The sequence below is a fragment of the Prosthecobacter sp. genome (genome assembly GCF_044222565.1).
Taxonomy (GTDB): domain Bacteria; phylum Verrucomicrobiota; class Verrucomicrobiia; order Verrucomicrobiales; family Verrucomicrobiaceae; genus Prosthecobacter.
In genome coordinates this window covers 150,422-170,796 of the sequence record NZ_JBGANA010000001.1, presented here as the reverse complement: position 1 = coordinate 170,796, position 20,375 = coordinate 150,422, and the positions used below count along the sequence as shown (strand labels likewise).

Here is a 20,375-nt window from a genome sequence, read left to right as displayed (position 1 = left end):
TCAGGATGTGGGCTGGCCGGCTTGAACGCTTTGAATCAGCCCGCGCATGTAGCCGTAGGCGAACAAACGGCCCATCATGGTGTAGCCGGGCTCGCCATCTTCTTCGCCGTCGAGCTGAGGCACATGATCGGGACGCATGGGACCGGTGAAGCCGATGTCGTGATAGGCGCGCATGGCGGCAACCATGTCCGTGGGGCCGTTGTCATGAAACGTCTCGGCAAAACACTCTGCATTGCCGCGCGTGTCGCGAAAATGAACGTAGCGGATGTGCGTGCCGAGTCGGCGGATGGCGGCGGGAATGTCCGCACCCATCTCCGCAAAGGTGCCCTGGCAGAAACAGATCGCATTGTGCCGGCTCGGTGCAAGGCGCATGAGCCGCTCGAAGTTTTCGACGCTGTTCATGATGCGCGCCTTGCCGGCGAATTCGGCCAGCGGCGGGTCATCGGGATGCATGACCATCGTCACGCCGTGTTTTTCTGCCGCAGGAAGTAGTTCGGCGAGCATGCGCTCCAGGTTCGTCCAAAGGGCGTCGGCCGTGATTGTTTCGCTGCAAGCCTGAATCGCCGTCGCGTTCAAAGACATGGCTTGTTTTGCATCTTTGAGATCAAAGGCCGTCACCAGCGCTCCGCCACGCTCCCTGGCATCCAGTTTGGTGCGCACCCAGTCGGTGCCTGCCATGAAGTTGTAGCAGAGCAGCGGAATCTCCGCCTCGCTCATGTGTTCAAGCAGCCGTTTCATCGCTCTCATGTCGCTTCCGTCGTCCTTTCCGAGCTTGAGCTTCTCAATGGGCAGGTAGCCTTCCATGATGCCCAGCTTCATGCCGTGGCGCTCGATCTGTGCTTTGGTCTGCAGCAAAGGCTCCAATTCCGGTCCTGGATAGCGCACCGTTATCTCTTCGACGCCACATTGGGCTGCGAGGGCCAGATGATGGTCGCTGAGAGGTGTGAGAACGGAAGCGAGGCGCATGAAAGATGATTCCGGAGTGAACAAACAACGTGAGCGCGTCCGTAGTTTGTGCATGTCGCTCCGCGCTTTTTCGCTCGCCATTCTGTTGACCAGTTCCGTCCTTGCCGCGCCGCCAGGAGCCACGCCGCTTTCGCCTCCAACTCCGCCGAAATCCGTGGCTCCCCACGTGCCGGCGAATTGGAAAGCTGGAACCGCCACGGTCAAAGTGACGCCGCAGAAGCTGCTCTGGATGGCTGGGTACGCGGCGCGCAAAAAACCGGCGGAAGGCAAGGTTCAGGATCTGTTCGCCAAGGCGCTGGCCCTGGAGGACGAGCAGGGAAACAAGCTGGTGTTTGTGACGCTCGATCTCATCGGCGTGCCGCAGCTTCTCCGGCATGATGTAGCGCAGCGTGCGGAGAAGGAGTTTGGGCTGCCGCCTGCCCATCTCGTGATGAACGCTTCGCATACCCACAGTGGTCCTTCTCTTCGAACGACTCCGCTGACGGAAGCAGACAAGGACAACCCCAAGGCGAAAGATTTGTGGGAATACACGCAGAAGCTGCAAAATGACCTCGTTGACCTGATCGGCAAAGCGCTCAAGGAAATGCAGCCCGCACGCCTCACCTGGAACAAGGCGCGCTGCGGTTTCGCCATGAATCGTCGTCGTGATTACACGCTGCCCCCGGATCATCCGAACGCCAACAAAGCGCCCAATCCGGATGGTCCCGTCGATCACGAAGCGCCGGCGCTGCGCATCGAAGCACCCGACGGCACGCTGCGTGCCACCATGTTCGGCTACGCCTGCCACAACACCAGCCTCGGCTTTTACAACTGGTGTGGAGACTACGCGGGTTTTGCGCAGGAATACCTGCAGGAGCACCGCCCCGGCTTCACTGCCCTGTTCCTGATGGGCTGCGGCGCTGATCAAAACCCCTATCCACGTCGCAGCGATGTCGTTCCAGGCGTCACCGATCTGGAGCTTTCCATGCAGCATGGCCGTTCGCTTTCCAATGCCGTTGAAATGGCACTCGTCGTCAATCCGCGTCCTGTCAGTGGGCCGATACGCGCTGCGTATGAGGAGATCAAACTCAGCTACGCCAAGCCGGGCCGCGCAGACCACGACTATCCGGTGCAGGTCATCAAGATCGGCAACGACCTCACTTTCATCACCCTCGGCAGCGAAGTCGTGGTGGACTACTCCCTGCGCTTCAAGCGCGAGTTCGCTGGTGCCGCCGGTGTCTGGGTCGCTGGTTATTCCAATGATTACACCGGCTATGTCCCCAGCCTCCGCGTCCTCAAGGAAGGCGGCTACGAAGCCGCGGCCGGATGGGCTGACAGCGTGGAAGAACGCATCGCGGGAAAAGTGCATGAGTTGCACGAAAAACTCTCCAAGTAGCCGATTGGTGAGCGGCTCACACGTCGGCCGCCATCATGCGTTTGATTTCCTGCTCGCTCGACTGACGCCGCTTGCGAAGGATCAGCAGTGCCACGACGAGCGCGAGCACCAGCCCTCCCGTGCCGACCATGACCGCGGTTAGGTTGGAGGAAGGTGTTCCGTTTGTCATCGGCTCAAGACGCAGCTTTCTGAGCCACACTTTGCCACCGTCCGGAAGCACCACATTCATCTCGATCTGCGTCACGGGCGCAGATGCTCCTGTTAAATTCATCGGAAGCATGAATTCACGCCACGCGCTGTTACCCGTCAGTTTTGACATCGGGCCGTACTCCCCCAGCGTCCGTGAGAAAGCCTTGTTGCCACCGAGGCTCGTCCACGTCTCCAGGAAGCCGGTGCCGCCGACGCCCTCATATTTCACCTCCCCCAGCAGTGCATAGGAGTGCATGCCAACGCCCGGCTGCGCATCCACCATCACCGGCACCACCGCCTGCTCCGGGGCCCTCACCTCAAACGTTCCGGCGGTCTCGTCATAGCTCGCGCCTTTCTGCACCGTGAGGCCTGGCGTCCCACCTTTCCAGTCCCGAGTGGGAAACGCCGGCTCTGCAGCGATTGCATGCACGATCATCAAAGAAGCGATAATCAAAAGATACGGTTTCATCGTCTGTGGTTGGTTCAGGATTTCGGAGTTTTGCTTTTGCGATAACTCGTCAGCAAAGTCTTCAGCGTCGCGGTGTCGATCTTTCCATCGGCCGCCAGTGCGCGCAGATGCCGCTCATGCGCATCCCCAGCATTCGCATCGTCATAGACGTGGACTTTCTGGATCAGCCGGTCGAGCCGCAGACGCACGGTGGGGTAGCTGACCTTGTAAATCTCCGCCAGCTCCTTCAGTGAGCCCGAGGACTGCAGGAAGCGTTTGAGAAAACTGACGTCTTCATCTTCCAGCGATTCAAGCCAGCGGCGATTGGGCGACGTATCATCCATAAAGTTGAATTAAATTGAACAATATGTTCAATTATATGCAAATATATTTTCACTTTATTTAGGTTTGGCCATCTGCCTCCAGCTGCTCAGAAGATTTTCCGCAAAGCGCGCGCCCAATCCGCGTATCGCCTCAATGCGCTCGTTCATCCCGCTTTTGCTGCTCCTCTCGCTTTCCGCTTTCGCCCAGGAGAAGCCTCTCACCCTCACGCTTCAGTCCCGCTCTCCTGCTGGCAAAACCACGCAGGTCAAAGAACCCTGGCTCCCATCCCGCACCGCGATCATCGTCTGCGACATGTGGGATGCTCACCACTGTAAAAACGCCGTCACGCGAGAGGTCGAGATGGCTCCGCGCATGAACGAGGTGCTCGAAAAGGCCCGCAAGGACGGGGTGTTCATCATCCATGCCCCCAGCAGCTGCATGCAGCCCTATGAAGGCACTCCCGCCCGCGAGCGCGCCAAGTCCGCACCCACTGCAGCCCGTCTTCCCGACAAAATCGCGGAATGGTGCAAGCAGATCCCCTCGGAAGAGATGGCCGTTTATCCCCTCGATCAAACGGATGGCGGCGAAGATGATGATCTCGCCGAGCACGCCGCCTGGGCTCAGAGCCTTGCCGCCAAAGGACTCAACCCGAAGGCCCCTTGGAAGAAACAGATCGATGTGCTGCGCATCGATCAGGACAAGGATGCCATCAGCGACAGCGGCGTCGAAATCTGGAACCTCCTCGAATCCAAGAACATCGACAACGTCATCCTCATGGGGGTGCACCTGAACATGTGCGTCTCCGGCCGTCCCTTCGGCCTGCGCCAGATGGCCAAAAACGGCAAGCACGTGGTGCTCATGCGCGACCTGACGGATACGATGTACAACCCTGCGCGCTGGCCTTTCGTCAGCCATGCACGTGGCACCGAGCTATTCGTCTCCCATGTGGAAAAGCGTATATGCCCCACCATTACTTCGGATCAGTTCATCGGCGGCAATCCTTTCACCTACAGCGATGCCACTGCGGGCAAAAAGCGCCTGCAGATCATCCTTCTGGGTGACAGCACCACCGAAGCCAGCATTCCAAAAAAGCTCGCACCTGACGAGCCGCAGATCGAGGACACGCTGCGCATCAAGCTTGCCGCCGAGCCGGATCTCCCGCCCTGCGATGTGTACAATGAAGGTGTCAGCGGCGAGTTCATCCGCCGTCTGCTCGACACCCGCTATGACAAGGCGGTGAAAACCAAGCCGCAGGCCGATTACATCTTCATCCGCTACGGACTCAACGACCAGGCGAAGGTCAAAGACTTCAACACCCAGTTCGCGAAGGATTTTCATGAGCTGCTTGAGCGTCTGCGCAAAGACCATCCCAAGGCGATGCTGATCCCGATGACAGCCATCCCTTATGCTCTTAACAATCTGCACGAGGACATCAACGCTCTCATCAAGCAGATCGCCAAGGATGAAAAACTTACGCTCTTCGATATCGCGCCGCGCTACCTTGCTGAATTGAAGAAGAATCCTGACGGTCTCAATTATCGCCGATTTCCATTGTCGAAAATCCCCGAAAATCTCCGTTCCTTCGCCACTCCCTACATCCAGCCCGGCACAGATCCTTCCGTCGTCGTTCTCGACAATCGCCTCGATGGCATCTACGGCCACATTCCTGGCTGGGCGGGCGACCGCCATCCCAATCTCGCTGGCTACAATGTCATCGCCGACGAAACTGCCAAGTGGCTCGCTCCGGTGATTCGCTCCACACTGGCTGGCAAGAAGTAGCGCGTCGCTACTTTGAGCGAGTCTGGTAGGTGCGGCTGTGCTTCTGCGAGGGCACCTCCACGGTGTAGCTCTTCGCATCTGTACTCACCGTGCAGTGGATGTGATTTGCGGCGCAGCCTTCGGCGAGATCTCCGTGATTGGCGATCATGCTCTTGTCTGACGTGTTCTCATGGTCGTCGCGCACGTTTTCATGCACTTGATACATTGCCTGGATGGTCGGGGTCGATTTGAGGGCATCCATGGCGGACTTGCTGGTGCCCTTGCGCGGGCCGTTGTTCATCACGGAAACGGTGGGCTGCAAGCTGTGGATGAGGATGGGATTGTTGCTTACGTCCAGTCCATGATGGTTCACCTGATACAGGTCCACCGTGCCCACCAGATTAAAAGGGGTGACCAGTTTTTCCTCCACGTTCCAGGACAGGTCTCCGCCATCGAAGAAGCGGAACTCACCAAACTTCAGCAGCATCACCACGCTGTTGGCGTTGTCGGTGGTGTCGATCGGCTTAGAGGGAACGGAACCTTTGAGCGGATTTTCGGGCTGGTCTGGATACGGCGGGATGAACTGCTGATTGGCGCCCAGGCAGCGGAGCACCAGCTTGGGTGCTCCCTCGGTCTGCTTCAGTGGAAGCTCAAAGCCGGCTGTCAGAGTGACGCGCTTTTCCACCTTGGCGTTGCGGTAGGGGCGGCTCGTCAGCGTCCAGCGCATGTCCTGCGCCTTGCCGTCCGGGCTGGCTTCGGTAATGCCTTTGTCATAGAGCGTTCCCACCGGCATGAGTTCCGCCAGTTCCGCCAGGCCACCGAAGTGGTCGGCATGGAAATGGGTGATGATGACGTGGTCGATGCGGGTGAGCTTTGCCTGCTCGGTGGCGACTTTCTGAATGCGCTGCGGATCGCGCCCGCCGGGATTGCCCGTGTCAATGAGCACTGACTCACCCTCGGGAGTCACGATCAGCGTGGAGCCGCCGCCTTCGGAGTCGATCCAGTAGAAGTCGAGCGTCTTGTCACGTGCGGTGGCACTGAGGGTGAGGGCGAGGAAGGCGGCGAGGATCAGTTTCATGGAATGCGAGTTCACGCTGCTGGATGTCAGGTTCTCTCACAAACTCCGCATTCACCGTCCGGGTGGGCGCACTTCCTTCACCGTTGCCCCGTGGGTGTCGCTCAGGATGAGCAAGGCGAGTTTTTCCACATGGTTGAGCTCCGCAGGCTTCAACGCCTGGTAGTCGAGTCCATTGGCGGGAGCACCTTCATACGGCGTGGGCTGGGACGCGCCATTCTCCGGCCCGTTCAGACTCGCGTAGTCGAAGCGTCCGCGGAGATCGGTGTAGCCGTCTTTGAAAAATCGGATGGTGCCGTTTTGCAGGCGCGCGTAAACCTTCACATAAGCCTTTGCGATCGGCTTGTCCGTCGTGGCGTCACGGGCCTCAACACGGCCGTAATTTTCCGTGATCGCCACCTTCAGCGTATTGGCAAGATAGGCCTGCGTCTTGCGCTGACCGGCTCCGAGGACTTCCACCAGCACGTTTGCTTTTGCAAACTCAGCCGGCAGCGCGACGTCCAGCGCGCTGCGATCCTTCGGCAGGGGTTGCACTGCACTCTTGTTTGGCTTGATGATGCTGAAGCGGCCGGCGTCCTGGCTTACAAAAGGACTGCTGCTGAAGCTGAACTCTGGATCCATCAGATAATAGTTCACCGTCACCTCCGCCAAGTTTTTCCAGCTCAGAGCGATGTTCCTGTTCTCTACTTTGAAATCAAATCCTGGCTCGGTGGCGGCGAGTTCTGCCTGCTGCTTCTCGCGGTCGGGCTTGTCACCCTTCTCGTTCTTTGCAGCCTTGCCATCGATCTCTTCCAACTGCGCGGCCACATCTGCAAAGAGCAGCTTCCAGCGCGGCACCGGATAGTCCGCATACCTCGCGGCCAGCCCGCGTGCCGCAGCCAGGTCGCCTTCATAAAAGGCTGCATAGCACTGGAAGTAGTCATGTTGGATTTTGGTGGGGAGCCTGCCTGCATCGATGCCTTTGAAGCGGGCCAGCGCCTCCTCCACGCGATCCTGCAAAAAGAGGTGGTAGGCCACGCTCAGGCTGTCCATGGCATCCAGCTGGGGCTTGTGCGCCAGGATGTTCAGCAGGCGGGTGTACTGATTTAACACCGCAGGGTTGGCGATCTTCCACTCGCTGCCGACGCGATGGGCGCGCTGATTGACCAGCGGAGAGTATTCAAGCTGCTCATAGCTGCGGCGCTCGACGGGGTCCAGCGTCAGCAGCTTGCTCGTGAAGTACGGGCCGCATGCATCGCCAAAGCGGGACTTCAGCCATTCGCGCAGCGTTGCCGCGTCATTGTGCAGCAGCGCGTAGGTGTCGATGGTGGCATCATCCACATGGTGGGTGTGCATGAATGCGATCAGCTTGCGGTAGAAATCCACACTCTGACGGCAGCGCCAGGCCACGCGGCCCAGGTTCAGGGCGGCGAGGTTGTTCTGTTCCAGAAAGGCAAACACCTCCGCCTCGCTGCCGTTCTGGGAGACGTAATCCCACGAAGCCTTGTCCACTTCCGTAAGCTTTAACACCACATTGAATTCAAAGGGCTTTGCACCAACGGCACTCGTGCTTGTGGCTACATTGACGGGGAAGTGGGCAAATTTGAGACCTGGCTTTGCCGGCACCAGCGGAAAATAGAAATGATATTCAAAAGTCTGCGTGGTGTAGGGTTCCAGCCGGATCTGGCGGGAGCCCGTGGCCTTGCTGCCGAGCACTGGCAGAGCACCCTGAGGGATCTGCAGCAGCACCACAGCCTTCACGGGGCTGCTGGTGGGATTGGTCACCACAACGCTGGCGCCATAGGTGACTCCATTGAGGAACTCGGTGGCCACATACTTCTCAAATTTCTCGTTCCCCTCCATGCGGTATCGGTCGCTCTGCCGGTAAAAGCTCTGCGAGACCAGCAACTGCCCTTGGGCATTGTTGGCTCCAGCGGCTGGCTTGATCTCCTTGTGGAAGACGATGCATGGGCCGCCTGCCGTAAAGGTGAACTGTCCGTTGTCACTTTTCGTCTGATGTTTTGCGGCCTCAAACGGAAGGTCGAGCACGCTGAGCGCCAGCATCATCTCAGCGAAACTGGTGCTCGCCTCGGCCACTCTGCCGGACACGAACCCACCCTTCGAGCCTGCCGCGACCCAGGCGGCGTAGTCCCGCCAGAACTCATTCACGGTTATGAGGTCTGCGTTTTGAGTCGAAATGCGCAGCTTGTAGTAGTTGTTCTCCGCCCATTCCTTGGTGGGGCCCAGGGCACGGAAGAAGCTGCGGACCTCCTTGCGCGCTTCCGCGGCCTCCGCACCGCCGAAGTACACCAGGGTTCCGCCATTGATGGTGACGCCGCCGGTGTATGTGTTGGCACCGTTTAAGGTAAGGGTTCCAGTGCCTGTTTTGGTGAGAGCCAGTTCGCGCGCCACGGAAAGTTCGACCAGCGCTTCGGGCTTGGCATCTTTGTCCTTGGCAAGCTCTTCCATTTCCTTTGAGGTGAAGGAACGCTTCCGAAGCTGTGGCACCATCGCCGCCCCTCCGGCACCGGCCATGGATGCGGGGGCGGGAGGCGGTGGTGGCGCTCCAGGAGCCATGCGATCGCCAGTGAACGCCGCACCGAGAATCATCGGTCGTGCCGGGGCTTTTTTCTCCGCGTTTTTCGAGGCGTCTGCGAAGCCATTCGAATTTCCTTCGTCCATTGCGCGGCCACGCAGCGCCGTTTCAAAAAAGTGATCCTGCTGTTCTGGGGCCGGCGGAATCATCTCCCACAACTCGCGAACAAGCCGTGCCGCATTGGGGGCCTCGTTTTCGATGCGCTGGGCCAGGAGGATCCGCTCCACGATGTTCAGCTTCGCGTACGCCCAGGTGTCCAAATGCCTGCTCAGATCCATGCCCAGCAGGTACTCATCCATGAAGGTCTTGTCCTTCTTGCTTGCCAGGTAGGGTTTCACCACTGAGGTGAAGAACTCCTTGTCCTTGCGGGAGAGGAAGAAGTTCAGTTCATGACAGGCGAATTCGCCGTACTTCGAGCGCTTTTCTTCAGTACTCAATTTCGGCCAGTTCAGCACCCAGGCGAACTCCGCGAGGACCTCATTTCCGGTGAGGGTGGTGAAGAGCGAGTGGATGCTGCCGAGCGTGTCGTAGGTTTCCATTTCGCTGGTCAGAATGTCAGCCAGCGTGAGCGCTTTGCCGCTGTCCAGGACGGTGATCTCCTTCTTCTGCGTGAAGGGAGTCGCGGGGTCCAGATTCCTTGCGAGGCGCTGGTCCGCAAACTTCGTGGGCACCTCCGGCAGGGTTAGCGTGCGCCACGAGGCGTTTTGCAGATCCTCGGCGTAGATCTGCACGTGCTGGCGGTCTCCCAGCGCTTTGCGTTCAATGCGGACGACGCCGTCTTTGTCGGGGATCAGGTTGTAGATCACCGGCGCGGATGCAGCGAGGAAGTCAAGGTTCGTCCCGCCGGACGGCCCGGCCTGGCTTTTCTGCTTGCTGGCGGGAAGAGGGACTGGGTTTTGAATCGTGGCCACCGCTCCGCCTGCGGTCATCCCTGCATTTTGTCCACTCGCTTGATCAAGCGCGTCCAGGTCCGTCTTGCGAATCTCCCATGGATTGAGCAGCAGGCCGGGGCGCGTGAGCATGTTGCCCGGAAAGAGCTTCGCGTAGCGCCGCTCCAGTATGTAGCGGTACTCATCGCCGATCTCCCGTCCCGCAGAATAGAGGTTTGGATTTTTCGCCGGTGTGCCGAAGGCAGGACCAAAGCGCGCAAAGCCGCCCAGACCGTCGAAGATCCCGCGTCCTGGATCAAAGCGTGATGCGGCGAAATGCACCCGCGCAAACGCACTGCTGTTGGCCAGTTTTACGGTGATGAATTCGGGGTCATTTTCGACGCTCACGATGTGCAGCGGTGTGCCGCCTTTGAGCTCAAGCTGCCGGTGTTTGCCCAGAACCCATCCGCCAATGACGTCACCTTGTGTGACTTTGATGGTGATGATTTCATCATGGCCGGGAATCCGCAGAGAGTAGTCGCCAGCGGCGAGGGTGCTGACGAGAATGGAATCTGGAAGCACCTGCAGGATCTTCGATTCAACCGCATGATGGTAAGTGCCGGCTGACTGCGCGAGCAAGGAGATGTTGTTTGAAGAAGGCTTCGGCACCGGAATGCGGATCTGCTCTCCTTGTTTCGCATGGACCGTCGTGACCCCGGTGGTGGCCACATCTTCCAGAGGCCAGAGGGTCTGGCGTCCGTTTGGAATTCTGGCCTGCATCCAGGCAATGCCACCGAGCTTTCCAAGACTAACGCGGCCGCGCTCGTCGGTCCGCAGCGCCACGACCTTCGTGCGGTTGAACTCCTGGTGCTTGAAAGTGAAGACGATCTGCTGGTCGGCGATCGGCTCCCCGTTCTTCCCCAGAAGCTCAAACACCCGCTGCCCATCAAAGCTGCTGAGATGGCCGTCATTCACGGCCTCGGTCTTGTCGATGCCATTGAGTGTCCAGGTGTGGCTGGCATTGAGATCCTTCTTCGTGCCGCCGTTGCTCAGCACCTCAACCCTGGCTTTGAATCCAACGGTGAGGGATGCCAGCCGCTCGGGCACTGTGAGCGTGTGCGTGAGCACGCTGCCCGCGCTCAATTTCAGACCTTTCACCTCGCGGGTGGTGGAGATCCCGTCGTGGGAGGTGCTCGTGATGATGAGTACAGGCTCGCTCAAAAGTTCCGGGGCTAGGTGCACCTCCCCGAGCATGAGGGCCACTCTGACTGCCAGAGTCGCTTCACGCCGGGCCAGCAGTTGCTCGCGCTCGATGTGAAACTGTGCATCCAGGCGGTAGTCCTCAGCGTGGTGGTTGAAGGTTGTCAGAGACGCGAAACCTCCGGCTGCATCGCCGATGATGAGGTTTTTCGTTCCCGGCTGATTTGTGAAGGGCACCACGATCCGGCCGAGCTTTTCATTTCCCACGAGCTTGCGCCCTTCAAACCATGCCACGGCATCCTTCACGGGCTGGTTCTTTTCATCCAGCACCAGGATGAGATCTCCGCTGGGCCCGGTCTGCTGCAATACATGATACTGGCCGGTGCGGACCAGTGCGCGGCTGCTGCGCCCGCCGCCGATGAATTCAATGATCCACGCCCCGCGCCTGCCTTTAAGCTCGGGAAATTTGAAGGTCTGGCGTCTGCGCGTGAACGGGCCGCCGTCAATCGCATGGGTCTGCTCGCTGTTCGCCACCAAACCGTCCAAATTCAAGTCCGTGTTGAGCTGGCGCTGCTGTATCTGGAAGAAATTCAGCGTGTTCAGCTCAAAGATCTTCACGATGAGTTTCGGCGTGTTTTTCACCGTGACGTCAAACTGGATGTCGTCCCCAGGCTTGAACTCCGGTGCGTTCGTGGCCGGAAATTCAATGTCCACGCGCTCCTTCAGCCTTTGAAATTCCGCGGGCGGGATCAGTGACGCCCAGCGCTCCGCGCTGCCGATGCCGTTCGTGATCACTGCCTCCGCCAGGATGGGGGTCAGCCATTCTTCTGCGATGTATTCCGTCCACTTCGCGAGGACGTCGTTGGGGTCTGAGTCCGCCTTCACTTCCGCGGCAAACAAATGGAGGAAGTACTCGCGCACGAGTGGCTCATCCGTGCCGATGGGCGGCGAGCTCAGCAGCGCCTCGCTGAGGTCCGCATTCAGATCGGATATCTCACCGGGTCTCACATTCCTGAGGTAGGTGAGGTTGATGTAGGCCGTCTGGCGCGGAAGCTTGAGGTACTCGATGAAACGGCCGCGGTCATACACGCCCTTTTTGCGGTCGTGATCCAGGCGCAGGTAAAGAATCCGGGCCTTCAGCGTGTTCTGGGAAGGGGGCAGTTTTTGTGCAAACGCCCAGACGCGGTCCAGCCATGCCTCACGCTCAGCATCGTCATATTCCAGGTTTACATCTGCGCTGGGGGCCAGTTTGCGCAGGCGGGTGTAAACATAGGCCTGCTGTCCGAGCCATTGCGGAAAACTTTGCAGCAGCGCATCCAGCTGCTCTGGCAGCAGGTTCCGGTGGATCGGCAGCGAACCGAAGTTGCGTGAGCGGTCTGCCTGCAGATCGGCAATGATGGCCTGCACGAGATTGGGCACATCGGGACGTTGCAGCTTGCTGAGCACGCTGCGGCGCTGATCCGGAGAGAGCGGCACTTGGTCACGGATGAGGGCTGCCAGGGCGTCCTGGGAGAGGGATTCCAGGCCGCGATCGTTGTTCAGCGCATCGTTCAAATACACCTCACGGCTGATTTTGGCAGGGTCCAGGGTGGTGGGCAGATCAGGTTTTCGATCCCTGACCTCCTGCTGATGGTCATGGCGTATGCCCAGACGCTCGATGAGGTATTTCAGTGTCTCTGCCGGAGCGTTCTCATAGTTCAGCAGCGCCTCCCGGTTTAAAATGATCCGGCGCATTTCGTTCTCGTCAGGCATCCTCTCGCGCCACTGCCTGAGGATCTCATTGAGCTTTGCGTTGTCCCGCACGTTTTGGTAATGCAGGGCATGGAAGAAATAGTAGTCCTCTGAGCCGGGCACCAGCTCAGCCAGCGCCTTCTCCCTGTCAGACGCGAGGGCAAACCTTTCAATGAAACCGACTTCGTTGTCGGCATAAGCTGCGAGGGGAAGCAGAAGGGCAAAAGCGATCGATTTCATGGCCTGAAACGTGGTTGGAGGTGGATGATGCGGTGAGCATCACGGCTGAGGCGAGCTTTTATTGTAAAGACTCTGTCAATCGGGAGGGGCGGAGGGAAGGGGGGACAAAAAACCGTTTGAAACCCGGGGGGCGGGAACTACTATCCCCACCCCCTTACCTTTCCAGATTCCCATGGCTGACGCTGCTAACAAATACGCCCAAAACGCTCCCGGAGCCTATTATGTCGATGACCAGTGCATTGACTGCGACCTCTGCCGCGAAACAGCACCGGCAAACTTCAAGCGTGACGACGACGGCGGCCATTCGTTCCTGTACAAGCAGCCGGAGTCTGATGAGGAGCGCGCCCTTTGTGAAGAAGCGCTGACGGGTTGCCCCGTGGAAGCGATCGGCCGCGACGGCGAATAATGCCGTGAGACGTGGCTGCGGCCGCAGTTCGGAATGAACCGCCAGCAGCTGTTTCAGGGTAGACTGAGCCAGCGTTGAGCGACGACTTTTTCCAGGTTTACACACTGGTTGGACTGCGCATTTGCCGGGAATGACACCAGCATGGTGTAGCCCTTGAATCCAGACGGGCCGGTGGAGATGAGATCGGCATCGATCGACCGGGCCAGCGCGCTGCCGCGTTCGCAGTAGGCGTAAACCGAGTTTTCTCCGTTTTCGGAAATCAGCTTGATGCAGAGGTATTTTTTGGAATCCGAGAATTCGTAATTGTAGTACTCAAAGAGGCGGACGTAGGCCCTCATGAAAACAGGTCTGGAGGGCTTCTGCGTGCGGAAATCATTGAATGACAATTCACCGTACCCAGAGAGGCTTTCCCAGTCGATGAGGAAGGTGCCCTGAGGGCCGCGCAGCATGGCCACTTCCAACGATCCTGTAGGCCGGCTGCTGGCGTAGCTGAAATAAAGAATTTCAGTGTCATTGATCTTATAACGCGCCTTGCTGAGCATGCTGCCCGGAACGGGGTCCTTCCCTCCCTGAGTTTCGTAAAAGTCCTTCATCAGCGGCGCCACCCTTTCCGAATTAGCCACCAGCGAAACACGTTCCTTCCATTCGGTGGTTTTCCAATACTGATCCAGAAGAGCGACTGCTTGAACGACTTCATCCGTGGTTTCCAGCAAGGGCATCTCCCTGATGGTGGATTCCGCGGGAAAGGTGGCGCTGGCCTGGCTGGAGGTAAATGCGGTGGAGGCCGTGATGGGGGCGGAGATTTTGAGCGTCTCATCGCTGCCAGAGGCGATCTTGGGCAGTGTGGAGGAGGCCGCTCCCTCGGTGGTAGCGGCATCAAAGGAAATGCCCATGCTTTCCAGTTCGTGATTCCGCTGCTCAGCCTTTTGAGCCATTTCGATCAGGGTGTTGCGATTGGAAAGACTGAAGAAATACACCCGCCATCCCACGTAGAGCGTCAACGACAGGATGACGCACAGAGTGATGCTAACACCCATGAAGGCGCGGTGAGAACCAATGGAGCCAGAAGTCATTGATGAAAAAAACAGATCAGACGGGTCGTCGCCAATCATGGCGGGGAAATTCTTCGTTCACAAGCACTTGGTTGCTGCATCTCAGTCCCCGCCTAAAGTTCCTGGTCCCATGAATTACCCCGAAAAAGCCCGCCGCGTCATTCAGCTGGAAATTGATGAACTGCAGCGGCTGCATGCCCGCATTGACGAATCGTTCGCCCGCGCCATCGAACTACTTCTCAAAGGCGTGCGCAACCGCGGCAAGCTGATCGTCTGCGGCGTGGGCAAAAGCGGAAACATCGGGCGCAAGCTGGCCGCCACTCTCAACAGCACGGGAGCCACCACTGTCCTGCTCAATGTGGGCGATGCTCTGCACGGAGACCTTGGGGTTGTGGATCCTGGCGACATGGCGATCATGCTCAGCTACAGCGGGGAGACTTCTGAACTGCTGGATCTCCTGCCTCATTTGAAACGTTTCGATATTCCGATCATCGCCATCACCGGCGGCATGGCGTCCACTCTGGCCAAGAATGCGGATGTCGTGCTTGACGTCCACGTCACTCAGGAAGCCTGCCCGCTCAATCTGGCCCCCACCTCCAGCACGACGACGATGCTTGTTTTGTGCGATGCGCTGGCCATGGCCCTGCTGGAGGCCCGGGGGTTTCAGTCGGAAGACTTTGCCAGGCTGCACCCCGGCGGCTCGCTGGGACGAGCCCTGCTCACCCGGGTGAGCGACGTCATGCGCAGCGGCGATCAGCTCGCTGTCATCCAGCCGGATACCGTGGTGCGGGAAGCTCTCCAGGCCATGACCCGCGCCCGCAGCGGGGCCGCCATTGTGGCCAATCCGGATGGCACCCTCGCCGGTGTCTTCACTCACGGCGACTTCGTACGTGCTTTTCAGAAGAACAATGCCATCGCCGACCAGCCCGTGAGCGCCTTTATGACTCCGCGTCCGGTAAGCATCCAGGCTGGCAAGCTCGCCGCTGAAGTCCTGGCCACATTCGAGAAAAACCGTGTCGATGACCTTGTGGTCGTGGACGAGGCGGGCAGGCCTGTCGGCATGGTGGACACGCAGGACCTTACTCGGCTGAGGCTTGTGTGAGGGAGGATTAGAAGTCCGTTACTTCACGGTAATGACGTACGCGGTAGCCGCGCTTGCGGAACAGCTCGATCAGGCCTGAATCCGAGGTCATGTGACCAGTGCCCACCAGAACCATGGCCTTCTCCCCGCGTTTGAGCATCTGCTCCAGACGGTCGATCCAGGACAGATTGCGGGAGGTGAGGAAAAGGTTCATCAGGTCCGGGTATTTCTCCGCTTCGCGAAACAGCATTTCCTTCAAATCGTCCAGTTTGCCGTATTTCCAGGCCTTGATCATTTTTTCATACTCTTCTTTCACGGAGCTGATTTCCCCCAGCGTTTGTTCCAGCAGGTCGCGCTGCTGCTTTTCGGTGAGGGCGGCGAAGAGCTGAATTTGGAACTCCACGGTTTCCAGACCTTCGGCGGGTTTTCCGTCCTTCTTCGCCCGCTCCTCAAAGTAGGTGTCCACGCCTTTGTCCGGCTTGGCGCCCAGCGCGGCATACTCGACGGTGGGGATCATGAGAGCAACGAACCAAGGCCGAAACCTGTTCAGGGAGGAGGCAGGCAGGTTGTGCTTCGCGGCCCAAGTTTTCACGGCGTCCCAGGTCTCCTTGCTGACATTTGCCTCCAGCGAAGTTTCTGGCGGATAGAGGCCGAGCTGTGACATCCGGGTTGTGAGTTCCGCGCTTGAGGTCGCGCCGGGCGGGAGTTCCAGCACCAGCTTGTTGGAGTACATGTAGGCCGCCTCGTATGCTGGAGCCAGGGGGTAGTCCTTTTCTCGCAGGATGTGGATCGTCCCGCACAGGAAGAGGCGGCCACCGCTCGGGCCGTCCACCACCCAGACGCTGCCGTCACCGGCACCATCGGTCACAAAGGCAGCTGCATCGGGCTTCTCGGCGGCCTTTGCCGCTTCGCGTTTGCACGCCACCACGCAGACGCATAGCGCCAGGGCCAAAAAAAATCGGGAAATAGGCATTAGCAGAACTCAAACACGCAGTGGGAGCGGGATGCAACCGGGATGTGGACTCATCCCTGCGGCCTTACGGATCATCCAGAGGGGCTTCCTTATGACACTACCGCCCTGACCACGCTGCCATGCACGTCCGTAAGGCGGAACTGGCGGCCCTGGAAGCGGAAGGTGAAGCGCTCGTGGTCGATGCCCAGCAGGTGCATCAGGGTGGCCTGGAAGTCATGCACATGAACGCCGTCTTTGGCGACGCCGAAGCCGAACTCATCACTCTCGCCATAGGTCATGCCGGGCTTCACGCCGCCGCCTGCCATCCACACGGTGAATACATAGGGGTGGTGGTCGCGGCCCCACTGCTTGGTGTCCTCGATCTTCCCCTGGAGGAAGGGCGTGCGGCCAAATTCACCGCCCCAGATAACCAGGGTGTCCTCCAGCAGGCCGCGTTGCTTCAGGTCTTTCACCAGTGCGGCGCTGGGGGCGTCGGTGTCTGTGCATTGAATCTTGAGCTGTGTGTTGAGATTCCGGTGCTGATCCCATCCCGCGTGCATGAGCTGCACAAAGCGCACGCCACGCTCGGCAAGTCGGCGCGCCATGAGGCAGTTGTAGGCATAGCTGCCCTGGCGTTTCACGTCCGGACCGTACATGTCCAGGATGTGCTGCGGCTCGTCGGAAAAGTCCGTGAGCTCCGGCACGCTGGTCTGCATCTTGTAGGCCATCTCGTATTGTGCCATGCGCGTGGCGATTTCCGGATCGCCGAACTCGCGCAGCTTCATTTCGTTCAGGCCCGCGATGCCATCGAGGATGGTGCGCTTCACTGCGCGGCTCATGCCATCGGGATTGCTCAGGTAGAGCACTGGATCTCCGCTGCCGCGGAATTTGACTCCCTGATATTTGGACGGGAGAAAGCCGCTGCCCCAGTAGAAGTCATAGAAGATCTGTCCGCAGCTTGCCTCCTTGTCCCGAGAAGTCATCACCACAAAGGCCGGCATGTCGTCCGCCTCACTGCCCAGACCATAGCTTAACCAGGAGCCGATGGCTGGTCTGCCCGCCTGCTCGCTGCCAGTCATGAAAAAGGTGATCGCCGGCGCGTGATTCACCTGAGTGGTGTGCATGGACTTGATGAAGCACAGTTCATCCGCCATCGCCCCCGTATGCGGCAGGAAGTCGCTCACCGTCGCGCCGCTGCGGCCATGGCGTGAGAACTTCGTGATCTCGCTCAGCACCGGTCGTGCCGTCTGCCCGCCTGTCATGGTGCTGAAGCGCTTGCCCGCCACCACGCTGTCAGGGATTTGCGTACCGTGCATTTTCTTGAGCATCGGCTTGTGATCGAACAGATCGACGTGGGAGGGCGCGCCGTTTTGCAGCAGGTAGATCACCCGTTTTGCCTTTGGCGCGAAATGCGGCAGCGCCGGAGCCGCCACGTCTGGTGCCTGTGCGGCAAAGCCATCGCGCGTCAGCAGACCACCCAGCGCAGCGCCGCCGATGCCGAGCGCCGTCCTCCCAAACAGGGAGCGGCGGGTCAGGTGCAAGCGGTTTGCGTTGAGCGGATGCATGGGCCTTCATTTCTACGGGTGACAAAGCCGTGCCTTTCCTTCATCATGCAGGCACAACCATGAAAGCTCTGCTTTTTCTTTTCCTCGGTGTCCTGCCCATTTATTCCGCTGATCCCATCGAGATCAAACTCTGGCCCGACGGCGCTCCGGGGCAGATGCTGCCGCATTCCAAGGGCACGGAAGAATTCATCCGCACCAAGGCGGGGAAAAGCACAATCACAGACATCCACGAGCCCACGATCACCGTCTTCCGGCCTGAAAAACCCAACGGCACCAGTGTGATCGTCGCCCCCGGCGGCGGCTACGTTTTTCTCTCGGCGGTTCACGAGGGCACGCAGGTCTGCGAGTGGCTCAACAGCATCGGGATCACCGGTGTGCTGCTCAAGTACCGCACTCCGACCCGCGATGAAACGGCGCCACATGAGAAGCCTGCGGCTGATGCCGCCCGGGCTGTCGCGCTAGTTCGTGAGCATGCCACAGAATGGCATCTCGATTCCAACCGCGTCGGTCTCCTCGGCTTCAGCGCGGGCGGCAATCTGCTCGCCCACATCGCCTGTGATCGTGCTACCAAGACAGCTCTTCCAAACTTCGGCATCATGATCTACGGCGGTGGCTTCGTGGACCTCAAAGATCCCACCAAGCTCAAAGAAGGTTTCACCGTCCCGAAGGATGCTCCGCCCATGTTTCTTGCCTGCGCTCACGACGACGGCCAGAACCCAACGGCTGCGACGGTGCTTTACCTGGAGTACAAAAAGCTTGGCATTCCCTGTGAAGTTCACCTCTTCACGAAGGGAGGCCACGGTTTTGGCATGCGCGACAATAAGCAGCCGATCAATGCTTGGCCGCAACGCTGCGCGGAATGGATGGAGTCCATGAACTTTTCCTTCAGCGAGCAGCAGTTTGATCGCGAGATCGAGCAGGCGGAAAAAAAGCTCAAAGCCGCATTCCACCGCCAGATCCTGTCCATGAGCGAGATGAAGGAGAAAGAACTTAGCAAGATCACCTCGCAGATCCAAGACGCACACCGCCTCGGCCAGATGGATGCCGTCGCACGCCTCCAGAAACAACAGGCCGAACTCGAATCCTCCAAGGCACGCCCGGAAAAAGACGACAGTCCCATGCGCGCCCACATGACCGAAGAGCTCGTGCGCTTGAAAAAAGAAAAGCTCGAGCTCGAAGCCCGGCGCCAGATGTTTCTCGACGCGCAATCCGCCGCCAAACAGCCCTGAGCCTTGCAAGACTTCGCAATCGTCCGCTTAATTCCTTCCCATGAAGCCGCTTCTTCTCTCCCTGCTGCTCGTCTCCTCGCTCAATGGCGCTGATCTTCCTTCGGTGGTCAAACAGGAGTTGCCGTCGCTCGTCACGCTTTACAAGGAACTGCACGCGAATCCGGAGCTGTCCTTGCATGAGACTGAAACGGCGGCGCGCATTGCCAGGGAGCTGCGGGAGGTCGGGCTGGAAGTTACTGAGAAGGTGGGTGGGAACGGCGTGGTCGGTGTGTTGAAAAATGGAGACGGCCCTGTCATTCTCGTCCGGACGGATCTTGACGCACTGCCGGTGAAGGAAGTCACCGGGCTTCCCTATGCGAGCACCAAGGTGGTGAAGGATGAACTCGGGCGCGAAGTGGGCGTGATGCATGCCTGCGGCCACGACATGCACATGACCAGCTTCATCGGCACGGCGCGTGCCCTGGCGAAACTCAAGGACCAGTGGAAAGGCACAGTGGTCATGATCGGACAGCCGGCGGAGGAGCGGGTGCTCGGGGCGCGCTTCATGCTGCGCGACGGCTTGTTCTCGAAATTTCCCAAGCCGGACAAGGCCGTCGCATTGCATTGCTCGTCCGATATGGCGCATGGCACCATCGGCCTCGTCGAAGGGTTTGCACTGGCCAATGTGGATTCTGTGGAAATCGTGGTGAAAGGCGTGGGCGGACATGGCTCCATGCCGCACTTGTGCAAAGACCCCATCGTGCTCGCCTCGCAGATCGTGCTGGCGTTGCAAACCATCGTCAGCCGCGAGGTGCGGCCGGGGGATCCGGCGGTGGTCACCGTGGGCAGCATCCATGGCGGCACGAAGAGCAACATCATTTCCGAGGAAGTGCGCCTGCAGCTCACTCTGCGCAGCTACAAGAAGGAAACCCGGCAGCACCTCATCGAATCCATCAAGCGCATCGTCAAAGCGCAGGCGGAGTCCGCCAGCATGCCCGCGGACAAGATGCCCGAGGTGCTTATTTCAGATGACAGCGCCACCGCGCTCTACAACCAGCCCGAGCTCTGCCAGGAGGTGCGCAAATACATAGGCGCCGTCATTGGAGCGGACAACGTCCTCACCCGCGAACCCGTGATGGGCGCCGAGGATTTTTCCGAATACGGCATGACCAAGGACAAGGTGCCGCTGTGCATGTTCTGGCTCGGCACGCAGCCCCCTGCGGTGGTGGCTGCAGCCAAGGCCAAGGGCTCCACGCTGCCGTCCCTGCATTCACCGTTGTTCAAACCCGTGCCGGAGCCAACCATCGAAACCGGTGTGACGGCAATGACTTCGGCGGTGATTGGGCTGCTCAAAAAATGAG

The 20,375-nt window shown here is 59.2% G+C and carries 14 protein-coding genes; 6 read left to right on the top strand and 8 right to left on the bottom strand.

Features of this window, described 5'->3' with window-relative positions:
* On the bottom strand, positions 1-966 hold the full coding sequence (locus ACILSR_RS00710) for a mannonate dehydratase (protein WP_395747798.1): 966 nt from the start codon (positions 964-966) through the stop codon (positions 1-3).
* On the opposite strand from ACILSR_RS00710, the gene ACILSR_RS00705 reads away from it, so the two are divergent.
* On the top strand, positions 965-2,341 hold the full coding sequence (locus ACILSR_RS00705; RefSeq protein ID WP_395747797.1) for a neutral/alkaline non-lysosomal ceramidase N-terminal domain-containing protein: 1,377 nt from the start codon (positions 965-967) through the stop codon (positions 2,339-2,341). The genes ACILSR_RS00710 and ACILSR_RS00705 overlap by 2 nt on opposite strands.
* A gap of 16 nt (positions 2,342-2,357) precedes the next feature.
* Here the strand turns inward: ACILSR_RS00705 and ACILSR_RS00700 are convergent, their stop codons facing one another.
* Both ACILSR_RS00700 and ACILSR_RS00695 read right to left on the bottom strand, forming a co-directional pair.
* Positions 2,358-2,999, bottom strand: coding sequence for a hypothetical protein (locus ACILSR_RS00700; protein ID WP_395747796.1), 642 nt, complete (start codon positions 2,997-2,999; stop codon positions 2,358-2,360).
* A gap of 14 nt (positions 3,000-3,013) precedes the next feature.
* A complete protein-coding gene (locus tag ACILSR_RS00695) occupies positions 3,014-3,322 on the bottom strand; it encodes a DUF2089 family protein (RefSeq protein WP_395747795.1) in 309 nt (102 codons plus the stop codon).
* A 133-nt stretch (positions 3,323-3,455) separates the two neighbouring features.
* On the opposite strand from ACILSR_RS00695, the gene ACILSR_RS00690 reads away from it, so the two are divergent.
* Positions 3,456-5,081 (top strand): SGNH/GDSL hydrolase family protein, encoded by a 1,626-nt coding sequence (locus ACILSR_RS00690; protein ID WP_395747794.1) that lies wholly within the window; start codon positions 3,456-3,458, stop codon positions 5,079-5,081.
* Between the two features lie 7 nt (positions 5,082-5,088).
* On the opposite strand, the gene ACILSR_RS00685 is transcribed toward ACILSR_RS00690, so the two are convergent.
* The gene (locus ACILSR_RS00685; RefSeq protein ID WP_395747793.1) at positions 5,089-6,138 is read right to left on the bottom strand and encodes a ComEC/Rec2 family competence protein; all 1,050 of its coding nucleotides are present in this window, start codon (positions 6,136-6,138) and stop codon (positions 5,089-5,091) included.
* A gap of 51 nt (positions 6,139-6,189) precedes the next feature.
* Complete coding sequence (locus ACILSR_RS00680) at positions 6,190-12,750, bottom strand: autotransporter-associated beta strand repeat-containing protein (protein WP_395747792.1); 6,561 nt, start codon at positions 12,748-12,750, stop codon at positions 6,190-6,192.
* Positions 12,751-12,922: 172 nt separating this feature from the next.
* Between ACILSR_RS00680 and ACILSR_RS00675 the strand changes: the two genes are divergently transcribed.
* Positions 12,923-13,156, top strand: a complete 234-nt coding sequence (locus ACILSR_RS00675; protein ID WP_377162274.1) for a ferredoxin — start codon at positions 12,923-12,925, stop codon at positions 13,154-13,156.
* Positions 13,157-13,209: 53 nt separating this feature from the next.
* Here the strand turns inward: ACILSR_RS00675 and ACILSR_RS00670 are convergent, their stop codons facing one another.
* On the bottom strand, positions 13,210-14,268 hold the full coding sequence (locus ACILSR_RS00670) for a hypothetical protein (protein ID WP_395747791.1): 1,059 nt from the start codon (positions 14,266-14,268) through the stop codon (positions 13,210-13,212).
* A gap of 70 nt (positions 14,269-14,338) precedes the next feature.
* On the opposite strand from ACILSR_RS00670, the gene ACILSR_RS00665 reads away from it, so the two are divergent.
* A complete protein-coding gene (locus ACILSR_RS00665; RefSeq protein ID WP_395747790.1) occupies positions 14,339-15,310 on the top strand; it encodes an SIS domain-containing protein in 972 nt (323 codons plus the stop codon).
* Between the two features lie 7 nt (positions 15,311-15,317).
* On the opposite strand, the gene ACILSR_RS00660 is transcribed toward ACILSR_RS00665, so the two are convergent.
* Together ACILSR_RS00660 and ACILSR_RS00655 are read right to left on the bottom strand one after the other, a co-directional pair.
* Positions 15,318-16,262, bottom strand: a complete 945-nt coding sequence (locus ACILSR_RS00660) for a TraB/GumN family protein (protein ID WP_395747789.1) — start codon at positions 16,260-16,262, stop codon at positions 15,318-15,320.
* A gap of 89 nt (positions 16,263-16,351) precedes the next feature.
* Positions 16,352-17,806: a DUF1501 domain-containing protein gene (locus tag ACILSR_RS00655; protein WP_395747788.1), complete on the bottom strand. Its 1,455-nt coding sequence runs from the start codon at positions 17,804-17,806 to the stop codon at positions 16,352-16,354.
* Positions 17,807-17,865: 59 nt separating this feature from the next.
* Here ACILSR_RS00655 and ACILSR_RS00650 point away from each other — a divergent pair, with 59 nt between their 5' ends.
* Both ACILSR_RS00650 and ACILSR_RS00645 read left to right on the top strand, forming a co-directional pair.
* Complete coding sequence (locus tag ACILSR_RS00650) at positions 17,866-19,035, top strand: alpha/beta hydrolase fold domain-containing protein (protein WP_395747787.1); 1,170 nt, start codon at positions 17,866-17,868, stop codon at positions 19,033-19,035.
* Positions 19,036-19,075: 40 nt separating this feature from the next.
* Positions 19,076-20,374 (top strand): amidohydrolase, encoded by a 1,299-nt coding sequence (locus tag ACILSR_RS00645; RefSeq protein ID WP_395747786.1) that lies wholly within the window; start codon positions 19,076-19,078, stop codon positions 20,372-20,374.
* The last annotated feature ends 1 nt before the right edge of the window (position 20,375 follow it).

Bases quoted from the DNA above. Each gene is read 5' to 3' on its own strand.
- ACILSR_RS00695 (WP_395747795.1), bottom strand. From the start codon at position 3,322: ATGGATGATACGTCGCCCAATCGCCGCTGGCTTGAATCGCTGGAAGAT.
- ACILSR_RS00650 (WP_395747787.1), top strand. From the start codon at position 17,866: ATGAAAGCTCTGCTTTTTCTTTTCCTCGGTGTCCTGCCCATTTATTCC.
- ACILSR_RS00680 (WP_395747792.1), bottom strand. From the start codon at position 12,750: ATGAAATCGATCGCTTTTGCCCTTCTGCTTCCCCTCGCAGCTTATGCC.
- ACILSR_RS00710 (WP_395747798.1), bottom strand. From the start codon at position 966: ATGCGCCTCGCTTCCGTTCTCACACCTCTCAGCGACCATCATCTGGCC.
- ACILSR_RS00675 (WP_377162274.1), top strand. From the start codon at position 12,923: ATGGCTGACGCTGCTAACAAATACGCCCAAAACGCTCCCGGAGCCTAT.
- ACILSR_RS00660 (WP_395747789.1), bottom strand. From the start codon at position 16,262: ATGCCTATTTCCCGATTTTTTTTGGCCCTGGCGCTATGCGTCTGCGTG.
- ACILSR_RS00655 (WP_395747788.1), bottom strand. From the start codon at position 17,806: ATGCATCCGCTCAACGCAAACCGCTTGCACCTGACCCGCCGCTCCCTG.
- ACILSR_RS00700 (WP_395747796.1), bottom strand. From the start codon at position 2,999: ATGAAACCGTATCTTTTGATTATCGCTTCTTTGATGATCGTGCATGCA.
- ACILSR_RS00705 (WP_395747797.1), top strand. From the start codon at position 965: ATGAAAGATGATTCCGGAGTGAACAAACAACGTGAGCGCGTCCGTAGT.
- ACILSR_RS00645 (WP_395747786.1), top strand. From the start codon at position 19,076: ATGAAGCCGCTTCTTCTCTCCCTGCTGCTCGTCTCCTCGCTCAATGGC.
- ACILSR_RS00685 (WP_395747793.1), bottom strand. From the start codon at position 6,138: ATGAAACTGATCCTCGCCGCCTTCCTCGCCCTCACCCTCAGTGCCACC.
- ACILSR_RS00665 (WP_395747790.1), top strand. From the start codon at position 14,339: ATGAATTACCCCGAAAAAGCCCGCCGCGTCATTCAGCTGGAAATTGAT.
- ACILSR_RS00670 (WP_395747791.1), bottom strand. From the start codon at position 14,268: ATGATTGGCGACGACCCGTCTGATCTGTTTTTTTCATCAATGACTTCT.
- ACILSR_RS00690 (WP_395747794.1), top strand. From the start codon at position 3,456: ATGCGCTCGTTCATCCCGCTTTTGCTGCTCCTCTCGCTTTCCGCTTTC.